This is a genomic window from Alteromonas sp. ABV4_515 (assembly GCF_056160345.1).
This window is the reverse complement of sequence record NZ_JBSWWZ010000009.1, coordinates 104,939-128,199: the sequence shown is the minus strand read 5'-3', so window position 1 is coordinate 128,199 and position 23,261 is coordinate 104,939. Positions and strand designations below refer to the sequence as shown.

The 23,261-nt window shown below is 46.3% G+C and carries 24 protein-coding genes and 3 tRNA genes; 15 read left to right on the top strand and 12 right to left on the bottom strand.

The genetic code is table 11. From position 1 onward, the window contains the following. Window positions 1-330 precede the first annotated feature (330 nt). From ovoA to ACXAGX_RS19015, 14 genes are all read left to right on the top strand, one after another. Complete coding sequence (ovoA, locus tag ACXAGX_RS19080) at window positions 331-2,430, top strand: 5-histidylcysteine sulfoxide synthase (protein ID WP_474840325.1); 2,100 nt, start codon at window positions 331-333, stop codon at window positions 2,428-2,430. Between the two features lie 232 nt (window positions 2,431-2,662). Next, window positions 2,663-3,355 carry a pirin family protein gene (locus ACXAGX_RS19075; protein WP_474840323.1) on the top strand — a complete coding sequence of 231 codons (693 nt, stop codon included), beginning with the start codon at window positions 2,663-2,665 and terminating at the stop codon, window positions 3,353-3,355. A gap of 113 nt (window positions 3,356-3,468) precedes the next feature. Continuing rightward, window positions 3,469-4,113 carry a UvrY/SirA/GacA family response regulator transcription factor gene (gene uvrY, locus ACXAGX_RS19070; protein ID WP_070123744.1) on the top strand — a complete coding sequence of 215 codons (645 nt, stop codon included), beginning with the start codon at window positions 3,469-3,471 and terminating at the stop codon, window positions 4,111-4,113. A gap of 8 nt (window positions 4,114-4,121) precedes the next feature. Then, entirely contained in the window at window positions 4,122-5,939 is a 1,818-nt protein-coding gene (gene uvrC / locus ACXAGX_RS19065; RefSeq protein WP_474840321.1) for an excinuclease ABC subunit UvrC, read from the top strand. Between the two features lie 74 nt (window positions 5,940-6,013). Further along, window positions 6,014-6,583 carry a CDP-diacylglycerol--glycerol-3-phosphate 3-phosphatidyltransferase gene (pgsA, locus tag ACXAGX_RS19060; protein WP_474840319.1) on the top strand — a complete coding sequence of 190 codons (570 nt, stop codon included), beginning with the start codon at window positions 6,014-6,016 and terminating at the stop codon, window positions 6,581-6,583. 189 nt (window positions 6,584-6,772) lie between these two features. Next, window positions 6,773-6,848: transfer RNA gene (locus ACXAGX_RS19055), tRNA-Gly, on the top strand. A 4-nt stretch (window positions 6,849-6,852) separates the two neighbouring features. Next, window positions 6,853-6,926 (top strand) — tRNA-Cys (locus ACXAGX_RS19050). 60 nt (window positions 6,927-6,986) lie between these two features. Continuing rightward, window positions 6,987-7,073 (top strand) — tRNA-Leu (locus ACXAGX_RS19045). Window positions 7,074-7,282: 209 nt separating this feature from the next. After that, the gene (locus tag ACXAGX_RS19040; RefSeq protein ID WP_474840318.1) at window positions 7,283-8,116 is read left to right on the top strand and encodes a sulfurtransferase; all 834 of its coding nucleotides are present in this window, start codon (window positions 7,283-7,285) and stop codon (window positions 8,114-8,116) included. Window positions 8,117-8,118: 2 nt separating this feature from the next. Next, window positions 8,119-8,850 carry a Sir2 family NAD+-dependent deacetylase gene (cobB, locus tag ACXAGX_RS19035; RefSeq protein ID WP_474824665.1) on the top strand — a complete coding sequence of 244 codons (732 nt, stop codon included), beginning with the start codon at window positions 8,119-8,121 and terminating at the stop codon, window positions 8,848-8,850. A 3-nt stretch (window positions 8,851-8,853) separates the two neighbouring features. Continuing rightward, window positions 8,854-9,492, top strand: coding sequence for a LysE family translocator (locus ACXAGX_RS19030; protein ID WP_474840316.1), 639 nt, complete (start codon window positions 8,854-8,856; stop codon window positions 9,490-9,492). Between the two features lie 57 nt (window positions 9,493-9,549). Continuing rightward, on the top strand, window positions 9,550-10,299 hold the full coding sequence (locus ACXAGX_RS19025; protein ID WP_474840314.1) for a hypothetical protein: 750 nt from the start codon (window positions 9,550-9,552) through the stop codon (window positions 10,297-10,299). Then, the gene (locus ACXAGX_RS19020; RefSeq protein ID WP_070123706.1) at window positions 10,292-11,077 is read left to right on the top strand and encodes a glucosaminidase domain-containing protein; all 786 of its coding nucleotides are present in this window, start codon (window positions 10,292-10,294) and stop codon (window positions 11,075-11,077) included. Before ACXAGX_RS19025 ends, ACXAGX_RS19020 begins: the two co-directional genes overlap by 8 nt. A gap of 5 nt (window positions 11,078-11,082) precedes the next feature. Continuing rightward, window positions 11,083-11,712: a DUF2987 domain-containing protein gene (locus ACXAGX_RS19015; protein WP_474840328.1), complete on the top strand. Its 630-nt coding sequence runs from the start codon at window positions 11,083-11,085 to the stop codon at window positions 11,710-11,712. A 22-nt stretch (window positions 11,713-11,734) separates the two neighbouring features. On the opposite strand, the gene rssA is transcribed toward ACXAGX_RS19015, so the two are convergent. The 12 genes from rssA to ccoN form a co-directional block, all read right to left on the bottom strand. After that, entirely contained in the window at window positions 11,735-12,682 is a 948-nt protein-coding gene (gene rssA / locus ACXAGX_RS19010; protein ID WP_474824661.1) for a patatin-like phospholipase RssA, read from the bottom strand. 3 nt (window positions 12,683-12,685) lie between these two features. After that, window positions 12,686-13,624 carry a tRNA 2-thiocytidine(32) synthetase TtcA gene (gene ttcA / locus ACXAGX_RS19005; RefSeq protein WP_474840312.1) on the bottom strand — a complete coding sequence of 313 codons (939 nt, stop codon included), beginning with the start codon at window positions 13,622-13,624 and terminating at the stop codon, window positions 12,686-12,688. Between the two features lie 95 nt (window positions 13,625-13,719). After that, entirely contained in the window at window positions 13,720-14,640 is a 921-nt protein-coding gene (gene uspE / locus ACXAGX_RS19000; protein ID WP_474840310.1) for a universal stress protein UspE, read from the bottom strand. A 101-nt stretch (window positions 14,641-14,741) separates the two neighbouring features. After that, complete coding sequence (gene fnr, locus ACXAGX_RS18995) at window positions 14,742-15,479, bottom strand: fumarate/nitrate reduction transcriptional regulator Fnr (RefSeq protein ID WP_070123710.1); 738 nt, start codon at window positions 15,477-15,479, stop codon at window positions 14,742-14,744. Window positions 15,480-15,508: 29 nt separating this feature from the next. Further along, window positions 15,509-16,174 carry a sulfite exporter TauE/SafE family protein gene (locus ACXAGX_RS18990; protein ID WP_474840308.1) on the bottom strand — a complete coding sequence of 222 codons (666 nt, stop codon included), beginning with the start codon at window positions 16,172-16,174 and terminating at the stop codon, window positions 15,509-15,511. Next, window positions 16,167-16,358, bottom strand: coding sequence for a cbb3-type cytochrome oxidase assembly protein CcoS (gene ccoS / locus ACXAGX_RS18985; protein WP_070123712.1), 192 nt, complete (start codon window positions 16,356-16,358; stop codon window positions 16,167-16,169). Before ccoS ends, ACXAGX_RS18990 begins: the two co-directional genes overlap by 8 nt. Before the next feature lie 5 nt (window positions 16,359-16,363). Beyond that, window positions 16,364-18,736: a heavy metal translocating P-type ATPase gene (locus ACXAGX_RS18980; protein ID WP_474840306.1), complete on the bottom strand. Its 2,373-nt coding sequence runs from the start codon at window positions 18,734-18,736 to the stop codon at window positions 16,364-16,366. Beyond that, on the bottom strand, window positions 18,733-19,212 hold the full coding sequence (locus ACXAGX_RS18975) for a FixH family protein (protein ID WP_474840304.1): 480 nt from the start codon (window positions 19,210-19,212) through the stop codon (window positions 18,733-18,735). Before ACXAGX_RS18975 ends, ACXAGX_RS18980 begins: the two co-directional genes overlap by 4 nt. A gap of 144 nt (window positions 19,213-19,356) precedes the next feature. Further along, on the bottom strand, window positions 19,357-20,316 hold the full coding sequence (ccoP, locus tag ACXAGX_RS18970) for a cytochrome-c oxidase, cbb3-type subunit III (RefSeq protein WP_070123715.1): 960 nt from the start codon (window positions 20,314-20,316) through the stop codon (window positions 19,357-19,359). 4 nt (window positions 20,317-20,320) lie between these two features. Continuing rightward, the gene (locus tag ACXAGX_RS18965) at window positions 20,321-20,494 is read right to left on the bottom strand and encodes a CcoQ/FixQ family Cbb3-type cytochrome c oxidase assembly chaperone (protein WP_070123716.1); all 174 of its coding nucleotides are present in this window, start codon (window positions 20,492-20,494) and stop codon (window positions 20,321-20,323) included. Between the two features lie 2 nt (window positions 20,495-20,496). After that, complete coding sequence (gene ccoO, locus ACXAGX_RS18960; protein WP_070123717.1) at window positions 20,497-21,102, bottom strand: cytochrome-c oxidase, cbb3-type subunit II; 606 nt, start codon at window positions 21,100-21,102, stop codon at window positions 20,497-20,499. A 12-nt stretch (window positions 21,103-21,114) separates the two neighbouring features. After that, window positions 21,115-22,548, bottom strand: coding sequence for a cytochrome-c oxidase, cbb3-type subunit I (gene ccoN / locus ACXAGX_RS18955; RefSeq protein ID WP_070123718.1), 1,434 nt, complete (start codon window positions 22,546-22,548; stop codon window positions 21,115-21,117). Between the two features lie 231 nt (window positions 22,549-22,779). On the opposite strand from ccoN, the gene ACXAGX_RS18950 reads away from it, so the two are divergent. Next, window positions 22,780-23,232, top strand: a complete 453-nt coding sequence (locus ACXAGX_RS18950; protein WP_474840302.1) for a hypothetical protein — start codon at window positions 22,780-22,782, stop codon at window positions 23,230-23,232. The last annotated feature ends 29 nt before the right edge of the window (window positions 23,233-23,261 follow it).

The following is a 23,261-nucleotide window of genomic DNA, read 5'->3' as shown; positions in this document are numbered from 1 at the left end:
GAGAGATGGCAGAGTCCGGCTGAATGCACCTGACTTGAAATCAGGCGAAGGGTCAAACCTTCCGGGGGTTCGAATCCCTCTCTCTCCGCCACATTCTAGAAAACACCGCCTCTCAGGCGGTGTTTTTTTGTGCCGTTCTCAGTTAACATTACATTTCCTTCATTGATCTGACTTAATCTGTTCACGTAGAAAATTGATTATATTTCGTTATGAAAGATAATTTAGTCGGGGCAGGTCATATTTCCTAATATAACCAGATAGTTCATCAGTTATCTGCCATCCGCATTATTCTCTTCAATTGAGCATTTTAAAAAGTAAAAAAGGGTTGCTATGGACGTCCTGCACACACCACATCTGCAAGAAGGCACCGTAGATGAAAAAAGAAAAGAGATCTTGGCGTATTTTCATCAGTCTTTTGATCGTTACGAAAGCCTGTTTTCGGTATTAAAAAATGACGAAGCGTTTTATCAACGCCCTGAAAAGTTACGTCATCCACTCATTTTCTATTTTGGGCATACGGCAACGTTCTTTATAAATAAGTTAGTGTTAGCCAAGTTAATAAACGACCGCATCAATCCGCATTTTGAGTCGCTGTTCGCCATTGGCGTTGATGAAATGAGTTGGGATGACCTCAACGACGACAATTATGCGTGGCCAGCGGTTTCTGAAGTCAGAGCGTATCGTGCCCAGGTTCGCCGATTAGTTAGCGATTTAATTGCCACGCTTGATTTCCGTTTACCCATTGACTGGGAAAGCCCCATGTGGCCAATTATCATGGGCATTGAGCACGAAGGCATTCATCTGGAAACGTCCTCCGTGTTAATCCGCCAGTTACCGCTCCCGTTTGTCCAACAACAGCTTGATTGGTCTCCTTGTGCAGAGAGCGGCGATGCACCTGCAAATACACTTTTACCTGTTGAAGGCGGCGAGGTAGCTGCCGGTAAACCTTTTAGCGCAGCCTATTACGGTTGGGACAACGAATATGGTGAACATCATGCTGAAGTAAAACCCTTCTCAGCGTCACAGTTTCTTGTCAGTAATGGTGAATTTCTGCGCTTCGTCATGGATGATGGTTATGCTTCACCAAAATATTGGGAAGAAGAGGGCAAGCTGTGGTTGGCTTACACCAAGGCCGTCCATCCCATATTTTGGCGAAAAGAGGGTAATAGTTATCTTTATCGCGCAATGACCCAAGAGATGCCGCTTCCTATGGACTGGCCTGTTGATGTGAACTATCACGAAGCAAAGGCCTTTTGTAATTGGCTTGGCAGTAAAACTGGGAAAAATATTCAATTACCCACTGAAGATGAATGGTGTCGCTTGCGTGATGAGGCCGGTGTGGATGAAACCCTGTATACCGATTGCTGGAATATTGGTCTGAATGGGCCCGCGTCGTCGGTACCCGTTAATCGCTTTCAGCGAAATGGCTTTTATGACGTTGTAGGAAATGTATGGCAATGGACCGAAACCCCGATTTATCCTTTCGATGGTTTTCAGGTACACCCCTTGTACGATGATTTCACCACGCCAACTTTCGATAACAAACATAATCTGTTTAAAGGGGGCTCATGGGTGTCGACTGGCAACGAAGCCATGAAACACAGTCGATATGCATTTCGCCGTCACTTCTTTCAACATGCAGGCTTCCGTTATGTTGAGTCTGACGAGGTAATTAAAGTGAACGATCTCGATTACGAGAGTGATACACAGGTTTCTCAGTACAGTGAGTTCCACTATGGAGCGAACTACCACGGCGTGCCGAACTTTGCGTCTGCTTCCGTGGCTTACGCAATGCAGTTCATGAAAGATAAGCCCACTGCAAAAGCATTGGATTTAGGCTGTGCTGTTGGTCGGGCAAGCTTTGAACTGGCAAGATACTTCGATGCGGTTGACGGCATCGATTTTTCCGCGCGTTTTATTAAAACGGCGTATGCTATGCAGCAACACGGAGAAGTACGGTACAATCTGATTGACGAAGGTGATCTCACGACATTTAAGGTGGCGCGCCTGGCAGATTTAGGATTAAGTGAAACAGCAGACAAGTGCCAATTTGCTCAGGGGGATGCGTGTAACCTCAAGCCCCAATTCACCGGCTACGACTTAATCTTAATGAGTAACCTTATTGACCGGGTTTACGAGCCGAAAAAACTGCTTAATGAAATTAGAAAGCGATTAAATGTCGGTGGCATTCTGGTGGTAGCGTCGCCGTTTACCTGGTTGGAAGAATATACCGCCAGAGAAAACTGGTTGGGTGGATACAAAGATGAAAACGGTGAAACTCTTACCTCTACCGCTGCCCTTGAACAAGCACTTGGTGACCATTTTGCCCGCGTTGCAGCGCCACAGGAGCTGCCTTTTGTCATTCGTGAAACGAAACGTAAATTTCAGCATTCATTATCAGAATTTAACGTATTTGAACGGGTTAAATAATTTGCTTCCTACGTTTTTATTCGTTTAGTTTTATTGCAATGTGAGAGCAAGCCGGGCCACCGGCTTGCTTTTTCTCTCCTAAGATTCCCTTCAGCGCACAGCGAAGCCACCAAGACGTTACTCGTTACGCCATTATAGATTCTAAGAAATAGGACAATTAACGCTAGTTTCTGAAGTATTAATCCATCTCTACAGGATTAAAATACACACATTACCTTTGCAGGAGAGACACATGCGTTATATCAGAAAAGCCAGTGAGCGCGGGCACGCCGATTTTGGCTGGCTAAACTCCCATCATTCGTTTTCCTTCGGTCGCTATTATGAGCCTGAACATATGGGAATTTCTGTACTTCGGGTTATTAACGATGACCGCGTCGCGCCTGGAAGAGGGTTCGAAACTCATGGCCATAAAGATATGGAAATCTTGTCATATGTAATAGAAGGTCAATTGGCACACAAAGACAGTACGGGAAACAGCGATGTGATCCCGGCGGGTGATATTCAGCGCATGACGGCAGGGCGCGGTATCATGCACAGCGAGTTTAACGGTTCTGATAAAGATGAAGTCCATTTTCTACAAATATGGGTACTACCGGCCCAAAACGCGTTAACGCCAGGTTATGAGCAAAAAACAATTCAGCAGAAAGGGGCGCTTACGCCAATGGTTACACCAGACGGACGAGCAGGCACTGTAAAAGTGCATCAGGATATGACCCTATCGCGCCTGCGCTTGTCAGAAAATGAATCGATTTCTATCGCGACTGAAAAACGCATGGGTTATTTGCACGTAATAAAGGGGGAGATTAGTATCGACAGCCAATCGTTTGAAGCTGGTGATGGACTTGGTGTTTACCAGGACGACACCCTGCAAATACATGCACACGACGATACCGAAGCGCTCTGGTTTGATTTGCCACAGCTTTAAAAGTGTTTGTAGTAAGACTATCTTCACTCTCACTGAATAAATGGTATTATGACCTCCGCAGTTTAGTGGCTGCGTTCAATACTTATAATAACGATTATTCAGTGAGCACAAACGTGATAAAGATTATCCTGGCAGATGACCATGAGTTGGTCAGAACAGGGATTCGACGCATCCTGGACGATGTCTCCGACTTTTCAGTCGTAGCGGAAGCAAAAAACGGGGAAGATGCAGTTAAATATTGCAGACAAAATGCCCCGGATATCGTTTTAATGGACGTCAATATGCCCGGCATGGGCGGATTGGAAGCCACAAAAAAAATCGTTCGCATGTCCGAAAACACGCGTGTTATTTGTTTATCCATGCATAAAGAACACCCTATTCCTTCGCAGGTTATGCAAATTGGTGCCTTTGGTTTTCTGACTAAAGATGCCGATCCCGATGAAATGATCCGTGCGATTTACAAGGTGCATTCAGGTCAAAAGTTCCTCCCGCCTGAAATTGCGCAAAGTATTGCTATAAGTAAGTTAGCGCCAGATGCTGATAACCCTTTCGATAATTTGTCCAGTCGTGAACTAAATATCGCGATGCGCCTTACAAAAGGACAGAAGGTGCCTGAAATTGCTAACGAGCTCAGTATCAACGCCAAAACAGTCAATACTTATCGCTATCGTATGTTCGAAAAACTCGACGTAAAAACCGACGTTGAGCTGACGCACTTGGCACTCAGGCACAAACTCATCGATCCCAATATGCTTTGATTTGCTGAATGTCACAATTCGACCACAATGATTTCCTAAAAAACCTTACTAGCCAGCCTGGCGTGTACCGCATGTACAACGCCGAAGGCGAGGTGATATACGTTGGTAAGGCTAAAAACCTTAAAAATCGGGTCTCCAGTTATTTTCGAAAAAATGTAGATAATTCCAAGACCCGGTCGCTGGTAGCGAACATCGCCAGCATGGATGTAACGGTGGTGAATAGTGAAACCGAAGCATTCCTGCTAGAAAACAATTTTATTAAGAAATATAAGCCGCGATATAACGTGGTGATGCGGGATGATAAATCTTACCCGTTTATATTTTTGTCTGATCATAAACACCCACGTTTATCATTTCACCGTGGTCCGCAGAAGAAAAAGGGCGAATATTTTGGTCCTTATCCTAGCGCCTGGGCGGTACGGGAAAGCCTGCGAACCATGCAGAAGATTTTCCCCGTTCGTCAGTGTGAAGACAGTTATTACCGCGCACGAAGTCGTCCGTGTCTGCAATATCAGATGCAGCGTTGTAGCGCCCCGTGCGTACAAGGTTATGTCAGCGACGAGGAATATCAAGAGCAGGTGCAGCTTGCCCGACTCTTTCTTAATGGCAAAAATCAACAGGTCATTGGCACACTGGTTAATAAAATGGAAAAGGCCAGTGAGCAGTTGAATTTTGAAGCTGCGGCTCGCTATCGAGACCAAATTAACGTTTTACGCAAAGTGCAAGAGCGACAATGGGTTGCGGGTACCCAGGACGAAATGGACGTATTTGGTTTTGCGGTACGTGGCAATATGGCTTGTATTCAAGTGATGTTTATCCGTGACAGCCAATTATTGGGGAGCAAATCGTATTTCCCCAAAGTGCCTGCCGCAGCTACCGAAGACGAGATCTTTGAGTCCTTCTTCCTCCAGTTTTATTTGTCTGGCAATAAGATCATTCCCAAGCAGATTGTAATCCCTCGTACGTTATCGGAAGAACACAGCATCCTTGAAGTGTTAAGTGAAGAAGCCAAGCGCAAAGTTAAGTTGTTCAAAGGGGCGAGAGAAGAAAAACGTCGCTACCTGAGTTTGGCGCAAACGAATGCTGAAAATGCGTTAGATGCCCAATATAGCCAGCAGAAATCTGTGCACGCGCGATACCTGGCCCTGGAAGACATACTTGATCGGGATGAACCCATTCAGCGAATGGAATGCTTTGATATTAGCCATACGTCGGGGCAGCAAACCGTGGCCTCTTGCGTGGTATTTAATCGCGAAGGCCCGCTGAAAAGTGATTATCGTCGATACAATATCGAAGGGATCACCCCAGGCGATGATTATGCTGCCATGGCTCAGGCCCTGAAACGCCGATATAAGAATGTACAGGAAGTGAGTAAGATCCCAGACATTCTGTTTATCGACGGGGGTAAGGGACAGTTGGGACAGGCAGAAGCATTTTTTGAAGACTGGCCTGTCGATAAAAAGCCGTTACTGGTAGGGGTAGCGAAAGGGACAACGCGGAAACCGGGTCTTGAAACGCTCATTCTTGCTGGTTCCCATGAAACTTTGCCTATGGAAAGTCACTCGCCGGCCCTGCATTTGATTCAGCACATACGTGACGAGTCACACCGTTTCGCCATTACCGGCCACAGGAATCGCCGACAAAAGGTGAAAAACACCTCTAGCCTGGAAGATATTCCAGGAATAGGCGCCAAGCGTCGTCAGAGTTTGCTCAAATACATGGGCGGCTTGCAAGGGCTTAAAAAAGCCAGCAAAGATGAAATTGCCAATGTGCCTGGCATTAGCCAGGAGCTGGCTGAAACAATATACGATCACCTGCATCTTTGAGGATGTGTAAAATCGCAGGCGTGGTAACATGCCTCCATTACGTGATGTCATTATTTTTAAACGAGAAGTAATTTATGTGGACGGTACCTAATATCATCACGATTTTTCGTGTTGTGCTTATTCCAGTGTTTGTCGCGGTGTATTTTCTTGACTGGAAGTGGGCAAAAGAGGCCGGCGCATTTGTTTTCTGGCTAGCGGCCATAACCGATTGGTTCGATGGTTATCTTGCTCGTAAACTGAAGCAGAGCACGCCATTTGGCGCGTTTTTAGACCCGGTAGCTGACAAACTTATCGTCGCTACGGCGCTGATCATGATTACCCATACCTATGGGACGTTATGGATCACGATTCCGGCGATTGTGCTGATGGTACGAGAAATCTATATTTCAGCCTTGCGCGAGTGGATGGCCCAGCGTGGTTATAGTGATACGGTAAAAGTCAGTTTTATTGGAAAAGCAAAGACCATGGCGCAGATGTTAGCACTGATAGGGCTATTATCTGGTCTTGAAACTTTTATGGGCTTTCCAATTTATTGGGTTACATTAGGTTATATCCTGCTTTATATTGCCGCAGTGCTGTCAATTTGGTCTATGCTGGTATACACCTCAGCGGCCTGGAAGCACCTCGCTGGACGTCACGGCTGATTACGTTTGTTTGTCTCTTGCACAATGCGGGTAAAAAAAAAGCAAACAGACAGGAAATTAGGTATTTAGGTGTATTTTGATGGTTTTTGCTGTTGACAGTTTTATCCGGGTAGGTAGAATGCACCCCACGTTTTACGGAGCACCTCAGTAAAACGCTGATGAAGCTAGAAATAGCATCATGCAGACTTAGCGGGAATAGCTCAGTTGGTAGAGCACGACCTTGCCAAGGTCGGGGTCGCGAGTTCGAATCTCGTTTCCCGCTCCAAAATGGCGGAATGGCAGAATGGCTATGCAGCGGATTGCAAATCCGTGGATCTCGGTTCGACTCCGGGTTCCGCCTCCATTATTTGTTGCTCACGCAACAGCAGGGTCCAACCTGTACCTGTCCTAGCGACAACCCAATGCCCGGGTGGTGAAATTGGTAGACACAAGGGATTTAAAATCCCTCGCTGGTAACAGCGTGCCGGTTCAAGTCCGGCCCCGGGCACCATTTATCTTACCTAAATCTAATCCTGATATTTCTGTACATATTTTACACTTGTTTAAGTCATGGGAAAAATCATATTTTCAGTGTCTTACAAGCAACATCCGCTATATTTTTCGCTTTTTTGACGATAATTGGCTGTATTTTTAGGATGAATCTTCGTATAGTGTGGAAATCGTGCAGTTTTGTGTACAGCCGTTCTGAGAAGGGTCTGAATGAATCAAATATTGGTGTCAGCAGCAAATTTACAGCAGCAGTTATCTGAACAACCAATTACTATACTCCGCGCGTTGATGTCCGATCCGATTAACGGAACGGCAGATATCAGAGACTCCCAACTTCTTCCCGGCACCATTGATGTCGATATCGATGCCGAAGGGAGCGACCACAGCAGCGGACTACCACATACAAATTTATCGGCAGAAGCTTTTTCGAGTTTGTTGAGTCAGTTGGGGTTAAACAATAATTCCGATGTAGTCATTTATGACAACCGGGGTATATTTAGTGCGCCAAGATTGTGGTGGATGATGAAAGCGCTGGGCCATCAAAAAGTGAGATTACTCAATGGCGGCTGGCCTGCCTGGGAAGCCACCGGGCTCTCGGAATCAAAGCATATCTCAACCGAGAGCAGCACGAGTAATTATCAAGCCGTTGTGCCAGGTAAAGCCTGGTTTGCGAATGCCGAACACGTTTTAGCGGCAATTAACACTGAAACACAAATTGTTGATGCGCGAAGTGCAGCACGTTTTCATGGCCAGGTCGACGAGCCTAGAGCTGGCGTTCGGCGTGGCCATATTCCCGGTTCATACAATCTGCCATTCCAGTCTGTACTTGAGAATGGTAAATTTAAAGAGGTGTCGGCGTTAGAAGCACTGTTTGCTGAAACTCAGATTAGCCTTGATAAACCAATTATTTGTAGCTGCGGTTCAGGTGTAACCGCATGCGTTATTGGTATGGCTGCATTACTATGTGGTGCCACTGATGTTCGTGTTTACGATGGCGCCTGGTCAGAATGGGGCGCAAATTCACACTTTCCTGTGGAGGTATAAGGATGGGTAATAAGCCACGGGTTGTAGTGTTAACCGGTGCAGGTATCTCTGCTGAGTCAGGATTACGAACCTTCCGTGACAGCAATGGCCTTTGGGAAAACCATAAGGTTGAAGATGTTGCCACGCCTGAAGCTTACGCAGCGAATCCGGAACTGGTCTACAAGTTTTACAATGCACGCAGAGCACAACTTCAGGAGCCTTCCGTTGTTCCCAATGCAGCTCATGAAGCACTTGCACGGTTAGAAAAGCAAATTGGCAAAGATTTTCTGTTGGTAACCCAGAACGTTGATGACTTACATGAACGGGCGGGTAGTCAGCGCATGATCCACATGCATGGGAAATTATTGTCAGCCAGGTGTATTAACTCTGGTGAAAGTCACCGTTGGGAAGCATCCTTCGACGAAACGACACCGTGCCCATGCTGCAAGCCCTCTGGCGTATTACGGCCCGATATCGTTTGGTTTGGCGAAATGCCGCTTAAAATGGACGACATCATCCTCGCTCTCACAAAAGCCGATTTGTTTATTTCTATTGGTACATCGGGGCAGGTTTATCCGGCAGCGGGGTTCGTTCAGGTAGCAAAAGACAGCGGTGCACGCACGGTAGAGTTAAACCTTGAACCGAGCGACGGCTTCGATATGTTCGACGAGTCCTATCATGGTCCAGCGTCTAAAGTGGTTCCGAATTTTGTTGAGAGTTTGCTTGAAGAGTTATCTCTAGCCGCCACCCTGTAGTTTATGTTTCCCTATCTAGAAGAATTTATCACTATCGCGCTGGTACACTTAGTCGCGGTAGCCAGTCCGGGTCCGGATTTTGCGGTTGTTGTTCGGCATAGTGTTGCTTATGGTCGCCGTATTGCCATGGTTACCAGTGTGGGAATAGGGCTTGCCATTCTTGTTCACGTTGCCTATTCCCTAATTGGCGTAAGCGTATTATTAACCACAACACCCTGGCTGTATCGTGCCTTTACTTATTTAGCTGCAGCGTATTTGTTGTATTTGGCTATAGGCGCTCTTCGTAGCGGCCCGCCTGATAAAACGTCGCCAACGGGGAATCTTAGGAATAAAGCTGCATCGCCAGATATTTCCGCAGCAAAAGCGTTTCGAATCGGTTTTTTGACCAACGGGCTGAATCCGAAAGCGACCTTGTTTTTTCTTTCGCTCTTCACCGTCATTATTAATCCTCAAACCCCCGTTATGATAAAACTGGGATATGGCATTTATTTGTCTGCGGCAACGGCAGCGTGGTTTTGTATGCTGTCATGGTTGTTAAGTACCAGTCGTGTTGCCAGAATTATCGGTGAAAAGGGCTATTGGCTCGACCGTACCATGGGCGTACTGCTCGTCGGCTTGGCCATGAAACTTGTCCTGCTTTAGTAGGCAAATCGGCCTCCTGCGGTATAATCCGCCCATCAAAATATTAAGAAGTGTCTCGTGTCTGCATCAAACAAACCTCCATTTAATACTGCTTTAAACGATCGCTATAAAATCATTAAAGAAAAAGGGCAGTTCGATTTTAAACAGATTTCCCGGGTTGCCATTGCTTTGTTAAAAGCGAATATCTGGCCGCTCATCTCTGCCTGTTCGGTGATCGTTTTTACTGTGCTTGCTTTTGCTTTACTCATTGCCAATAGTTTTCCCCTAGAGGAACTCACGGGTATGCCTGCACAGCAGCAAGGTATTCTTGATATTGCGATGATTATTATTGTGGCGCCGCTATCAGCGGGACTTTCGGTAATGGGAATTAACATCGCTAGACGGCAAAAAGTCACCATGACGGATATCTTTAAATTTGTATCCTGGGTATTGCCCTTAGCACTCGCTCAACTGCTTATTTCCGTGCTGGTTCAGCTCGGTTTGGCCGTATTAATCATTCCCGGGCTTTACGTTTTTGTTGCCTCTACGTTCACACTGCCTCTTATTGCCGATAAAAAGATGGGCGTACTTCAGGCTGTAATGGCTTCCTGCCGGGCAGTTAATCAATATTTGTTATCATTTATTGTTCTTTTTGTGATTTTTCTCGTATTGTTTCTGCTGAGTATTTTTACTTTTGGCCTGGGTTTTTTGGTGATCATGCCACTGTACTTCGTGGTAACCGGACTGCTTTACACAACCATTTTTGATACAGCAGAAGACCAACGGGCATTGACGGGTGATAGACAGGAGTCGACTTTCGATGCATAAAAGAGAAACCATGAATATTGTGTTAATTACCGTTGCCATTTTACTGGTTATCGTGATTAACGCCTGGATCATGTCTTCCAGAGAGCCTGATATTCTTGATATTCCTATCACCGAACAGGCCGATGAGCCTGTACCTGACTTTATCGATATCGAAAACGTACAGGAAAAGAAAGAAGCCTTTTTCAATTATCTTCGTCCTGAAGTAGAAAAGCAAAACGAGTACCTACTTTCTTTACGTCACTACATTCAAACTCTCCAGCGTCAAATTTCATTAGGCGAAACGTTAACTGAAGATGATCAGGAACGGGTTGTCTGGTTGGTTAATGAGTATAAAGTTGATGAAGATGCTGAAATTGATGATCAATTACAGACGCTCTTGCGTCGGGTTGATATATTACCGGTGTCGCTGGTACTGGCTCAGGCAGCGAATGAATCGGCATGGGGAACCAGTCGATTTGCACGCAAAGGTTATAATTTTTTTGGTCTCTGGTGTTTTCGTAAAGGCTGTGGATTTGTCCCGGCACGCCGTACTGAAGGGGCTGATCACGAGGTAGCCAAGTTCCCTAATTTATCAAAGGCTACCTATACCTACATGCGCAATATTAACCGTCACAATGCCTATAAAGAGCTGCGTACTATTCGAAGTACACTCAGATCGAATCAATTACCAGTGACAGGTGTCGCGTTAGCCGAAGGGCTGATGAATTACTCAGAGCGGGGCATAGCTTACGTAGAGGAGCTACAGGCTATGATTCGTTACAACAGGGATTACATGTAGTGAAAATGGTGTTGTCTGCAGCATTAGTGCTGCTCTTTGCAGGTAATGTTTACGCCGAAGTCATTCAGGTTGAATATAGTCGGTTTTATAGTCATGTTAAAAAGCTCGACGGCGAAGACACGCAAGCATTGCAGTTTGCATTTGGTTTTCAGCGTGTGGGTGAAGGGCGCTTGTGCGAAATAAATAACGCGAAGATTGTTACCGATAAACAGACACTGCCACTTGAGGTTTCTGAGGAATATCGTTTCACGGTACCATCGGAAAAAGTGTTAAAAATGGCTGAAGCCTTTGTCGAAATCGATTTGGCTGAGGCCGCCAATTTATGTGATATGTCTGTACAGCTTGAAACAAAGACCGCATATTTGAAGACGCGTTATAGCAAAGAAGAGTTGACGTATTTGCTTGAACAATACCGTTCTTTTTTCAATGAAATGGGCAGTTTCTTGTCTTTTATGATGCCAACTGTAGATGGACTAAATATCCAGTTCGCTGATAACAATATCAGTATGCCGGTGAAAGATGCACCGAACATCAATATGGGAACACAAATGCTGTCAGCCGAATGGATTGAGAGCAGTAAAGGATTAGTTCTGCCCGAAAAGCCGTTTCGAATTACGGCAAAAGCAACAAAATAAGCAGTATTAATAACGCCAAACCTTATTGTTCGGCGTTCTCAATATTATCAAGATCTTCTACTTCGATTTCTTTGCTTTCAATGACAAGCTGATACTTTATCTGCTCTGCAAGCCGGGCAACAGTTCGTTCGCCTTCCTGACACAACTCTTCTGCACGATGAAATTCCATCAATCCCACATCGGAAAGATAAGGTTCGATGAGAACGTCGGGTGGATCGCCAGCAAGGCGTGAGCGGGTCACTCTTGCCTGTAAGATCTCAAGAGAACTGGTCATCACACCCAAAATACTTGGTGGCTGAGGCGCAGTCTCTTTCTCGTCGTGAGAAAACCACTGCTTCACCATGCTGGTACTTTTAGAGAAGAAATCATCATTTTTCTTCTGCAGTTTCTCGTGTTCTTCGGCAGGCTTATCGAGCCGTTGTGGTTTAAAGTCTGCGTTCAGATTAACCGCGATAACAAAATCAGCGCCCAACTGTCGACAAAGATTTACTGGAACCGGATTCACTACAGCACCATCCACCAGCCAGCGATCCTGATAAGACACCGGACTGAACAAAGCCGGGATGGCACACGACGCCTGTACGCATTTATCTAACGGCCCTTGAGAGAACATAACCTCACGACCGGAATATAAATCCGTCGCGACACACGCGAACGGTTTTTGCATTTCTTCAAAGGTCGGGGCACAAAATTCGTCAGCGAGTTTGGTAAATACCTTTTCACCGCTGGCAATACCACCTTTTCGAATGCCAACTCCCATTAAGGCTAAAATCTGCCATTCAGTCAGCGAGCAAGCCCATTCTTTGAGTGGCTCTAGTTTACCACTGGCATAGGCCGCGCCCACATAGGCACCGATGGAGCATCCTGCAACCACATCAATCTTTACACCCAGCTTTTCCAGCGCTTGAATGATGCCAATGTGTGTCCATCCTCTGGCCGCGCCAGCACCCAGGGCAAGTCCTATTTTCATGTGTTAATCCGCCAGGTTGACAATTTGCACGTCTGAACGATTTTCTTCTGCCAGCTCGTCTTTAAATTCAGGCGCATCAAATGCGGTATCACCATCGGCAACAGGCGCACCTGTTGTCTGAATAGCTGCGAAATCATACAGGTTTTTATCGGCCAGGTGAGACGGCGCAACGTTCTGAATCGCCCTGAACATGGATTCAATTCTGCCAGGAAAACGTTTATTCCAGTCTTGAAGCATCATTTTAATGTTCTGTCTTTGTAGGTTTTCTTGCGAACCACAGAGATTACAGGGAATGATTGGGAATGATGCTGCGTCTGAGTATTTCTGAATGTCTTTTTCACTGCAATAGGCAAGAGGACGGATAACAATATGTTCGCCATTATCGCTAACAAGCTTCGGTGGCATGGCTTTGAGTTTTCCACCATGGAACATATTCAAAAACAAAGTTTCCAACATGTCGTCACGATGATGCCCCAATGCGATTTTGGTTGCGCCTAATTCTTTGGCAGTGCGATAGAGTATGCCACGGCGCAGTCGCGAGCACAGAGAACAGGTCGTTTTACCCTCAGGGATCTTATCTTTCACAATGGAGTAGGTGTCTTCTTCTACGATTTTATAATCGATGCCCAGTGATGCCAGGTATTCCGGTAAAACGTGCTCAGGAAACCCGGGTTGCTTTTGGTCAAGATTCACCGCCACGATATCAAAGTGGATCGGCGCAATTTTTCGTAAGAAAAGGAGAATGTCTAGCATGGTGTAGCTGTCTTTACCCCCTGACAGACACACCATGACTTTATCTCCGTCTTCAATCATCTTGAAGTCATCAATGGCTTTACCCACGTTACGACGCAAGCGCTTCTGCAACTTATTGAAATTGTACTTCTGTTTGCTTTCGGCGCTGTGGCTCGATGTACCGGATTTGGCTGATGTTAATTGATTCATGACACTTCAGAATTGACGATGGGAAAAATAAAAGTGGCATTATACAAAACGAAGGGCGCTGCCGCCATAGAGAGTCGTGCGGCAGCGTGAATACCTTACCTGATAGGCGAGACAAATCCGTCGGGTTTAATAGCGAGGACATCACAATTTAAGCTGTCGAGTACGTGTTCAGCCGTGTTGCCAATGAACGCAGCAGATAGTCCGGTGCGGCCAACCGTGCCAATAACCACCAACTCAGCATTTAACTGTTCACTAATGCGTGACACCGCTTTTTCTGGCAGGCCTTCAATAACGTGACAGTTGGCAATACCAATACCGTATTTTGCACTGTGGGCTTCCATCTCTTTCAGATGATGGTCCCTTACGGAGTTTTGATAGGTTTGGGCGTTAAAATCCGGGATTTCAATGGCAATATTCAACGGTGTAGACGGGTAAGCATTTGCCAAATGCACCTGACCACTTAGCATGTTGGCATAGTCGGTGGCGACAACCGTAATCTTGTTATTCAGTTCGGCATGTTCTTTATCTTCAGTACCTACATTGACTGCTGCAACCACAGTGCCATTTTCTGGCCACACATGGTCTTTTACCAGCAACACTGGGGTGGGGCACTTACGGAGTAAGTTCCAATCTGTGGGTGTGAAAATGACGGTGCTGAGTTCGTGATGCTGCCGGGTTGACTTAACTACAAGATCAACATTTTGTTCTACCGCAAAGCGAATAATGGCTTCGTATCTTTTGTCATTCCAGACGACAGACACTTTTACTGGGCATCCGTCATAGTGACTGAATGTATTTTCAGCCCATTGCTTGCGATCATTGGTTACCGCTTTTCGCATTGCCTCTCGCTCAGCGCGTGTGAGCATGGTGGTCATGTCGTAAGAAAAGTCATAAACAACCAGCAATGCATGGACTTCAGCACCGGTTTTATTAGCGATTTCAATGGCTCTTGAAAGGGCGGGCTGTTCGGATTTGTCCGGTTGGACAACGGCGAGAATGCGGTTGTAAGTGATCATGACGTCCCTCCTTAGTCTATGGACTGCGATACGGCTTACATCTTTAGTATAGTAAACCGCCCAGGAGAGACGTTGTTTCAGATCAATAGACTGTTCGGATATCAGTCAACGCAGGTAGTGGGGATATCCATAGAGTGTAACCGTTTATCCATGCCCTCAAAATCCAAAATGGTGATCAGCTTGCCGTCGACTTTTATGATCCCTTCTTTTTGGAAACGGGTTAGCAAGCGGCTGATGGTTTCTACCGTCAGGCCAAGATAATTACCAATTTCGTTTCTAGTCATACTTAGATTAAACTGGCGATGAGAAAAGCCGCGCTCTTCAAAACGACCAGAAAGGTGAGCAATAAAGTAAATCAATCGCTCTTCTGCGGTGCGTTTATTCAATAACATCATCATTTGATGATCTTGCTTGATTTCAGCACTCATAAAGCGCATGACCTGGTTTCGCAACTTAGGAAACTGTTCTGACATCTTTTCCAGCGTGGCATAGGGAAGTTCACAAACCATGGCCGTTTCCAGCGCCTGGGTATAACTCTGATGCGTATCGTCGCGTAATCCATCGAAACCGATAATGTCACCCGGAAAGTGGAAACTAATAATTTGCTCTTCACCTTCTCTGTCGGTCACAAATGATTTGAAAGAGCCAGCACGTACAGCGTACAAGGACGTGAATTTATCACCCGCTTCAACCAAGGTGTCATGTTTATGAAGCGGCTTTTTTCGTTCAACGATATCGTCCAGCGATTCAATTTCAGTTTTGTTTAAAGCAACTGGAAGACATAAGTGACTAAAACTGCAGTTTTGACAGTGGATAGAGAAATCCGAACGCTTTTGCATGCTTACTTACCATTTTTACGTAACTGCTTTTAAAAACTACTGACTGCCCGCCATAAAATATAAAGCGCGTATATCAGCAGACTCAATGCGATTAGTTGCCGTACCATCGGCTGTCTGAATCCTTTAAGGACCCAGTTCGCTCCTGCCCAGGTGGCAAGTAACGCGGGAAGTGTACCTAATCCAAACCCCGCCATGATCACCGCGCCAGAAAAGGCTGTACCAGACGCTAATGCCCAGGTGAGAGTGGAATAAACCAGCCCACACGGTAACCACCCCCAAATCATACCATAAGGAATAGCGGAGAGAGGAGACCTGAAAGGTAAAAAACGTTTAGCGGTTGGCTGTATAGATTTCCATAAATGACTGCCTAGCTTCTCAATATGAATAATGCCTCTCCACCAGTTGCCAAGATAACACGCCATAGATAACAGCATGATTCCACTTAGAATAGCGAGGATCGGCCCCGATAATGGCAGGTACTTTTTGGCGATTTGCGCAACTGCCCCGGTAATTGCACCAGCCAGAATATAACTGGTAATGCGACCAAAGTTGTAGGCCAGAGCATAAGGAAAGCCATTGGCATTTCTGGGAATTGCACCAGAAAGCGCAATTGAAACGCCACCACACATGCCAATGCAATGGACACCACCGGCAATACCAACCAAAAAGGCCGATAGAAAAGAAAACTCACTCATTCAGCTTCTTTCGTTCTTCAGCGAGTTTTTTCTCTTCGGGCGACAGGTCATCGTCAAAGAGTATGCTGTACCCCTGACGATCGAGATCCTCGAACTGATTAGATTTCACAGCCCAAAAGAATACCCCGATAGCAATAGCCACAATGATAATGGCCAGCGGAATTAGTACATAAATTATACTCATAAGAATTACTTTAACAGTTTGGTAGAATTAGTCACCACAATAATGCTGCTGAGGCTCATGCCAATAACGGCCATCCAGGGCGTTAAAATGCCACTGACTGCAAAGGGTAATACAATCAGGTTATAGCCAATGGCCCACGCCATATTCTGGCGGATTACACGTTTCACCCGGCTCGCCATGCTCAACAAATGACGCATCAACGTAAGCTTCTCATTGAGGAAAATCACATCAGCGGCGCTTCTGGCAATGTCTGTAGCATTGCCAACCGCCACCGAAACATCCGCGGCAGCCAGTACTGGCGCATCATTGATTCCATCTCCCATCATCAAAATGTGCTCATTAGCTGCCTGGCGCGCATGTACAACATTGAGTTTATCTTCTGGACTGTTTCCACCTATGGCTTCATCAATGTGTAATTGCGCGGCAATGTCGTCTACGTTTTGCTGGATATCACCGCTCAACAACACTTTTTTGTAGTTCGAAAACGCGCTTAGTACGTCTTCAGCATCCGATTTTATTTGATCAGTCACTCTGAATGCGGCAAGGCATTTATCATTCGACACAAGGTATACATTAGCGATTATCGGAATTTCTAACTTATCGCAGGCTGTAAAACGTGCTGAGCCCGCTTTGTAACATTGGCCATGTATATCGCCTTCGATTCCTTTACCCGCCGTTATCGTCACATTCGTTACCGGAGCAAGATCGTCTGCGCTAAATGCGGCGGCGATAGGGTGCTCTGAACGGGATTCCAACGACGCCATCACGTGCATGATAAAGTCTTGTTGTTCTTTATCAGCAAACCAGCATTCGGTGATGGCAAAACGACCCTCTGTCAGTGTGCCGGTTTTGTCCATCACAACGGTAGTTATACTGGCGAGTTGCTCTAGGGCATCGGCTCGCTTTAGTAATATTCCCTGCTTGTTAAGCGTCGCCATGGCGCAGGTAAGTGCAGTGGGGGTTGCTAACCCAAGCGCGCAAGGGCAGGTTGCAACCAATACGGAAATCGTGATCCAAAATGTACGCGGATCGTCTTGCCAGTACCAGTAAGCGAAGGTCAGCGCTGCAATGAAAAGTACCAACGATACAAACAAGCTGGAAAATCTATCCGCTAACTGCGCGACCTTGGGTTTTGAAGCCATAGCAACACTTTGCAGGCGGATAATTTGGTTAACCAGCGCATGTTTGAGCGTTTGCGTAACGTGTATTGTTACGCTGTTATTGAGATTATTGGTACCACCAAAAATCGTGTCGCCGACGGTTTTTCTGCTCGGGTTGAACTCACCCGTAAGCATAGATTCATCAAATTCGCTGCTGCCATCCACAATGATGCCGTCGACAGGCACCGTCTCTCCGGCTTTTATCACCACGGTATCGTTAATTTTTAACGCTTTGGCAAGGCTTTGCACCAATGTGCCGTCGGCGTTTAGTTTATTCGCCGTAACCGGTATGTATTGCAGCATATTGGCAGAGATTTGCGCCGCTCGATGACGGCTTCGGTGTTCGAGAAACCGACTGAGCAAAAGCAGAAAGATGAACATGCAGATGCTTTCGAAAAATACATCGCCGCCACCGGAAATGGTTGCCCAGGTGCCAGACAAATACGTAGCGAACACCGCAATGGTGACGGGTACATCCATATTCACGCTGCGGGCCGCTAGCGCTTTCAGTGCCCCCAGATAAAACGTACTGCCTGAATAAAATACGACGGGTGTGGTAAGCACTAACGCAATCCAGTGAAAGTAAGACACCGTTTGTGGATCCATCGCATCCAGAAGATCAAAATACAGCGCGGCGGCAAGCATCATAACTTGCATGGTCATCAGGCCAGCTAACCCCAGCTTTTTCAGGAATTGCTTATCTTCAGCTTTGTAAGTGGCTTCATGTTGGTCGGGCTGAAAAGGTAATGCTGGGTAACCAATACGCTGAAGCGATGCCATAATTTGGCTTAGCGATAGTGTATCGGGCTCCCAGGTCACGACGGCCCGCCGTTGCGCCACATTAACTGCGATTTGTTTTATACCGCTTACCTTTGATAACTGCTTTTCAATTAGCCAGCCGCAGGCTGCACAGGTAATTCCTTCGAGAGTAAATTCTATTTGCTTGTGCTTACCTTCGTCGTAGACAAATTCTTCCTGGAGTGCCGGTTCGTCATAAAGTACTAATTTATCAAGTGCACTTTCAGGTGAAGTAGTGCCTTTCGCGGCGGGCTCGGTACGAAATTGATAGTAATCTTCCAGGCCGTTATCAACAATGGCTTCGGCGACAGCTAAACAACCCGGACAGCAAAATTGTCTGGGCTCACCAAGGACAATTGTGGAGAAAAGCTGACGGTGGTCGTTCGGTTCCCCACAATGATAGCAAGATTCAGTACTCACGGATTAAAGGGGATCTTCTGAGATTGTGGCAATAAAACGGTATTTTGAATCTTCCAGGCTTCATCGATTGGGGTAAGGCTGATTCGCCACTTTCCGTCGAGTACGGCTTCAGTGGTTCCCCGATAAACACCCGACGCATCCCGGGTTAAGAGGAGTTCGGTATCCCGTTCAGCCAGGGTAACGTGATAAAACGCAATTTTGAGCGCCGTACCTTCTTGCGGTATACCTGAATGAAATTTCACTGAAACCCGGTTATTTTCTACTATTAAATCGGTGGTGAAATTCAGTCGGCGCGCTGCTTCGACTTTATCGAGCCTTGCATTGATGGCTTTACCTTCTTTGTAGTAATCATCGATGACCAGCGTATCTTGTGTAGACGTTGCAAAATGGATCAGAAAACCACTCATTATGACGGTGATAACCGGCACGGCGATAAGGAACCACGGCCAGAACTGTTTGTACCAGGGAGTTTGCATAACACTTCACATTCAATTAATGCCCGGAATGAGCGCCAAGACTAAAGGATTAACCACGGTTATTTTATGATTTCTATCAATATTATTCCCATTCTCCCACAAAAAAGCCCCGCAAACACGGGGCTTTTAGTGTGCTGTCAGCGTTTAATGAGACAGGCTGTATACATAGGTTGCTACAACGTGAATTTTATCGTCACCCAAGGTTTTCTTGAATGAAGGCATCACGCCGTTACGACCATAAGTCAGGGTGTCAGTAACAGATTGCTCAGTGGAACCGTACAACCAGACATTGTCTGTCAGGTTCGGGGCACCCAGCATTTGGTTACCTTTACCGTCCATACCGTGACAAGCTGCACACACCATGAAACGTGCCTTACCTGCATCAATTAGAGCGGTCATTTCAGGTTCTTGTTCACGGCCACTTAAACTAAGCACATACGCAACCGTTTCCTTGATACCTTGTTCGCCCATGGCGTCAATCCAGGCGGGCATGATAGGGCGACGGCCAAGCATCAATGTTTCTTTGATCTTCGCACCACTGCCACCATATAACCAGTCGTCATCGGTGAGGTTAGGGAAGCCAACGTTCGCACCACGGGCGTCGGAGCCGTGACACTGCGCACAGTTTTGTAAAAACAGACGCTGACCGATTTTCACCGCTTCCGGATCGTTGACCAGTTCTTCAACCGGTACTTTGGCATACTCTTCAAAAATTGGGTCGTACACGTCAGCGGCTTTGTCGAGTTCACGATCGTACTCAACCAGCAACCCTTCTTCTTTGGCATCTGCGCGCGCTTGCGCCGATTCTTCTAAAGAAAGTACACCTTGGTTGGAGCTTTTCCAGCCCAAGAGGCCCTGATACGCACCCAGGCCCGGGTATAGCGCCAGATAAATAAAACCCCACACGATTGTGATGTAAAAAAGGATGGTCCACCAGCGAGGGAGTTGATTGTTAATCTCTTCAATTCCATCGAAAGCGTGGCCCATAGACTCACCTTCAGGCACACCTGTTTTGTTGGCCAGCGCCCAACGCAACAGGAAGAAGCATCCGATGATGAGACCCAGTGTTATCACTGAAATCCATATTGTCCAAAACGTGGTCATGAGTTCAAGACTCCTGCTTATTTTTTTGCGATTCTTCTTTTTCTTCGTCAGCAAACGGTAGGTTGGCGGCTTCGTCGAATCTTTGTTTATTTCGACCGTTAAATGCCCACCAAACTACGCCAACAAAGGATACAAACACGACGACAGTAAATATGCTGCCTGCAATTCCCTGATCCATAATCAATTCAGATATGTGCCGAGGGATTGAAGGTATGCAATAAGAGCCTGCATTTCTGTTTTGCCCTTAACTGCGTCTTGTGCACCAGCAATATCTTCATCGGTATAAGGCACACCGAATCCGCGGAACACTTCCATTTTCTTGGCAGTGTCTTCACCCGTCAGGGTGTTTTCCGCCAGCCAGGGGAAGCCCGGCATATTGGATTCAGGAACCACGTTACGAGGATTAAGCAGGTGAACGCGATGCCATTCATCACTGTATCGACCGCCTACGCGAGCCAGATCTGGCCCCGTACGTTTAGACCCCCACAGGAAGGGATGCTCCCAAACAGATTCACCGGCTACTGAGTAATGGCCATAACGTTCAGTTTCAGCCCGAAACGGACGAATCATCTGACTGTGACAACCTACACATCCTTCACGAATGTAAATATCACGGCCTTCCAGTTGAAGTGCGGTATAAGGCTTAAGGCCTTTTACCGGCTCAAGCACTTGCTGCTGAAACATCAGCGGCATGATTTGCACCAAGGCACCGAAGCTGATTGCAATAAGAATTAGAACGGTTAACAGGCCGACGTTCTTTTCAATTAACTCATGTGGATTTTTCACAACAACGTCTCCTTATGCTGCTTGCGCTGCTGGCTCAGGTGCAATGCTGCCTTTCGGCGCACGTACCGTTTTCCAGGTGTTATAAGCCATCACCAGCATACCGGCTACCACGAACACACCACCGATGAAACGAACCACATAGAAAGGATAGGATGCTTCAAGCGACTCAACAAAACTGTAGGTTAGCGTGCCGTCAGCATTAACTGCACGCCACATCAAACCTTGCAGAACACCCGACATCCACATGGCGACGATGTACAGCACCACGCCGATGGTGGCTAACCAGAAGTGCACGTTAACCAGCTTGGTTGAGTACATGGCCCGTTGTCCAAACAGTACTGGGATGAGGTGGTAAATAGAACCAATCGATACCATGGCAACCCAGCCCAGAGCACCGGAGTGTACGTGACCAATGGTCCAGTCTGTGTAGTGAGACAGGGCGTTTACGGTTTTGATTGCCATCATTGGTCCTTCGAAGGTAGACATACCGTAGAACGACAGTGAAACAATGAGGAAACGCAGAACGGGATCAGTGCGGAGTTTATGCCATGCACCAGATAGGGTCATGATACCGTTGATCATGCCGCCCCAGGAGGGAACAAACAGGATCACTGACATCACCATACCCAAAGACTGAGTCCAATCTGGCAGCGCGGTGTAGTGCAAGTGGTGTGGACCCGCCCAGATATACAGTGAAATGAGTGCCCAAAAGTGAATAATGGAAAGTCGGTAAGAATAAACCGGGCGACCTGCTTGTTTTGGCACGAAGTAGTACATCATGCCTAAGAAACCAGCAGTCAGGAAAAAACCAACCGCGTTGTGGCCATACCACCATTGCATCATGGCATCCACTGCACCTGCATACAGTGAGTAAGATTTAGTGAACGACACCGGAATCGCCATGCTGTTACCAATATGCAGAACAGCAACCGTTAGCATGAATGCGCCAAGGAACCAGTTAGCTACGTATATGTGGGACACTTTTCGAATAATGATGGTACCGAAAAAGTTGATGATATACGCGAGCCATACCAAGGTGATTAAAATATCAATTGGCCACTCTAATTCAGCATACTCTTTACTGGCGGTGATACCGAACGGTAAAGTAACCACAGCGGCAACGATAACCGCCTGCCATCCCCAGAACGTAAAGGCAGCGAGCTTGTCGCTGAATAAACGCACTTGAGACGTTCGCTGCACGATGTAATAAGAGGTAGCAAACAGCGCACATCCGCCGAAAGCGAAGATTACCGCGTTCGTGTGTAACGGTCTTAAGCGCGAGAAGGTTAACCAGGGTGTATCGAAGTTGAGGGCGGGTGCAAACAATTGTGCTGCAATAAAAGCTCCCAGGCCCATGCCGATAATACCCCAGACAATAGTCATGATGGTAAATTGCCTGACAACTTTATAGTTGTAGTCAGGTTGTGCTTGGCTTATTTCACTCATTTGATTGATATTCCACTTCAATGGTAAATGGGTTTCCAACTGCCACTTTTAGGCTTTAATGCAAGTTGCAGGCTAAACACTGAACCTTTTATTAAGTGTGGTGTTTTTGTACAGGTCAGCTGGTAGGCGGATAATAAGATTTTTATTAACAAAAAGATACCATAAACTAGTCGCGGTTGATCTCCGTCAAAAGTATCATTGAACCACGAAAGAATAGGATGTTTTTTTCACATGATTACAACAAATAAAGCGAAGAAACTTCTGGTTCCCACACTGATATTAGCCATAGCCATTCTCGTTTATTGCACCCAGTACTTTCGCATAACGCCAACCCCATCAAAGGGTTTAGGCAATCAGTGTGAGTTTGTCAATCTGCATTGCAGTATCGTAATGAAAAACGACAATATTGATGCGGAATTTGCTCAATCACCGGTTGTCGAAGAATCGATAACCGTTAACTTGTCGTTACCACTTTCAAAACAAGTGCAAAGTATCTGGATTGAAGGGGTAAACATGTATATGGGTAAGATTCCCGTGCTAGCCGAACAACAGGACAATGGCGATTGGTCAGGTTGGTTTATGCTGGGGAGTTGTTCAGAGCCGACTATGCGCTGGAAGATGCTCATCCATGTAGAAAATGAAGAGACACCCTATGTGATGTTTTTTGAAACAAAAATGCCCTGACATCGCAGGGCATTTTTAATGCAAGGATT

Bases quoted from the DNA above. Each gene is read 5' to 3' on its own strand.
- ccoP (WP_070123715.1), bottom strand. From the start codon at position 20,316: ATGACCACGTTTTGGACAATATGGATTTCAGTGATAACACTGGGTCTC.
- ACXAGX_RS19075 (WP_474840323.1), top strand. From the start codon at position 2,663: ATGCGTTATATCAGAAAAGCCAGTGAGCGCGGGCACGCCGATTTTGGC.
- ACXAGX_RS18965 (WP_070123716.1), bottom strand. From the start codon at position 20,494: ATGGATCAGGGAATTGCAGGCAGCATATTTACTGTCGTCGTGTTTGTA.
- pgsA (WP_474840319.1), top strand. From the start codon at position 6,014: ATGTGGACGGTACCTAATATCATCACGATTTTTCGTGTTGTGCTTATT.
- ACXAGX_RS18950 (WP_474840302.1), top strand. From the start codon at position 22,780: ATGATTACAACAAATAAAGCGAAGAAACTTCTGGTTCCCACACTGATA.
- ACXAGX_RS18975 (WP_474840304.1), bottom strand. From the start codon at position 19,212: ATGCAAACTCCCTGGTACAAACAGTTCTGGCCGTGGTTCCTTATCGCC.
- rssA (WP_474824661.1), bottom strand. From the start codon at position 12,682: ATGAAAATAGGACTTGCCCTGGGTGCTGGCGCGGCCAGAGGATGGACA.
- uvrC (WP_474840321.1), top strand. From the start codon at position 4,122: ATGTCACAATTCGACCACAATGATTTCCTAAAAAACCTTACTAGCCAG.
- fnr (WP_070123710.1), bottom strand. From the start codon at position 15,479: ATGCAAAAGCGTTCGGATTTCTCTATCCACTGTCAAAACTGCAGTTTT.
- ovoA (WP_474840325.1), top strand. From the start codon at position 331: ATGGACGTCCTGCACACACCACATCTGCAAGAAGGCACCGTAGATGAA.
- ACXAGX_RS19015 (WP_474840328.1), top strand. From the start codon at position 11,083: ATGGTGTTGTCTGCAGCATTAGTGCTGCTCTTTGCAGGTAATGTTTAC.
- ACXAGX_RS19030 (WP_474840316.1), top strand. From the start codon at position 8,854: ATGTTTCCCTATCTAGAAGAATTTATCACTATCGCGCTGGTACACTTA.
- ACXAGX_RS19020 (WP_070123706.1), top strand. From the start codon at position 10,292: ATGCATAAAAGAGAAACCATGAATATTGTGTTAATTACCGTTGCCATT.
- ccoN (WP_070123718.1), bottom strand. From the start codon at position 22,548: ATGAGTGAAATAAGCCAAGCACAACCTGACTACAACTATAAAGTTGTC.
- ccoS (WP_070123712.1), bottom strand. From the start codon at position 16,358: ATGAGTATAATTTATGTACTAATTCCGCTGGCCATTATCATTGTGGCT.
- ACXAGX_RS18990 (WP_474840308.1), bottom strand. From the start codon at position 16,174: ATGAGTGAGTTTTCTTTTCTATCGGCCTTTTTGGTTGGTATTGCCGGT.
- cobB (WP_474824665.1), top strand. From the start codon at position 8,119: ATGGGTAATAAGCCACGGGTTGTAGTGTTAACCGGTGCAGGTATCTCT.
- ACXAGX_RS19040 (WP_474840318.1), top strand. From the start codon at position 7,283: ATGAATCAAATATTGGTGTCAGCAGCAAATTTACAGCAGCAGTTATCT.
- uspE (WP_474840310.1), bottom strand. From the start codon at position 14,640: ATGATCACTTACAACCGCATTCTCGCCGTTGTCCAACCGGACAAATCC.
- ttcA (WP_474840312.1), bottom strand. From the start codon at position 13,624: ATGAATCAATTAACATCAGCCAAATCCGGTACATCGAGCCACAGCGCC.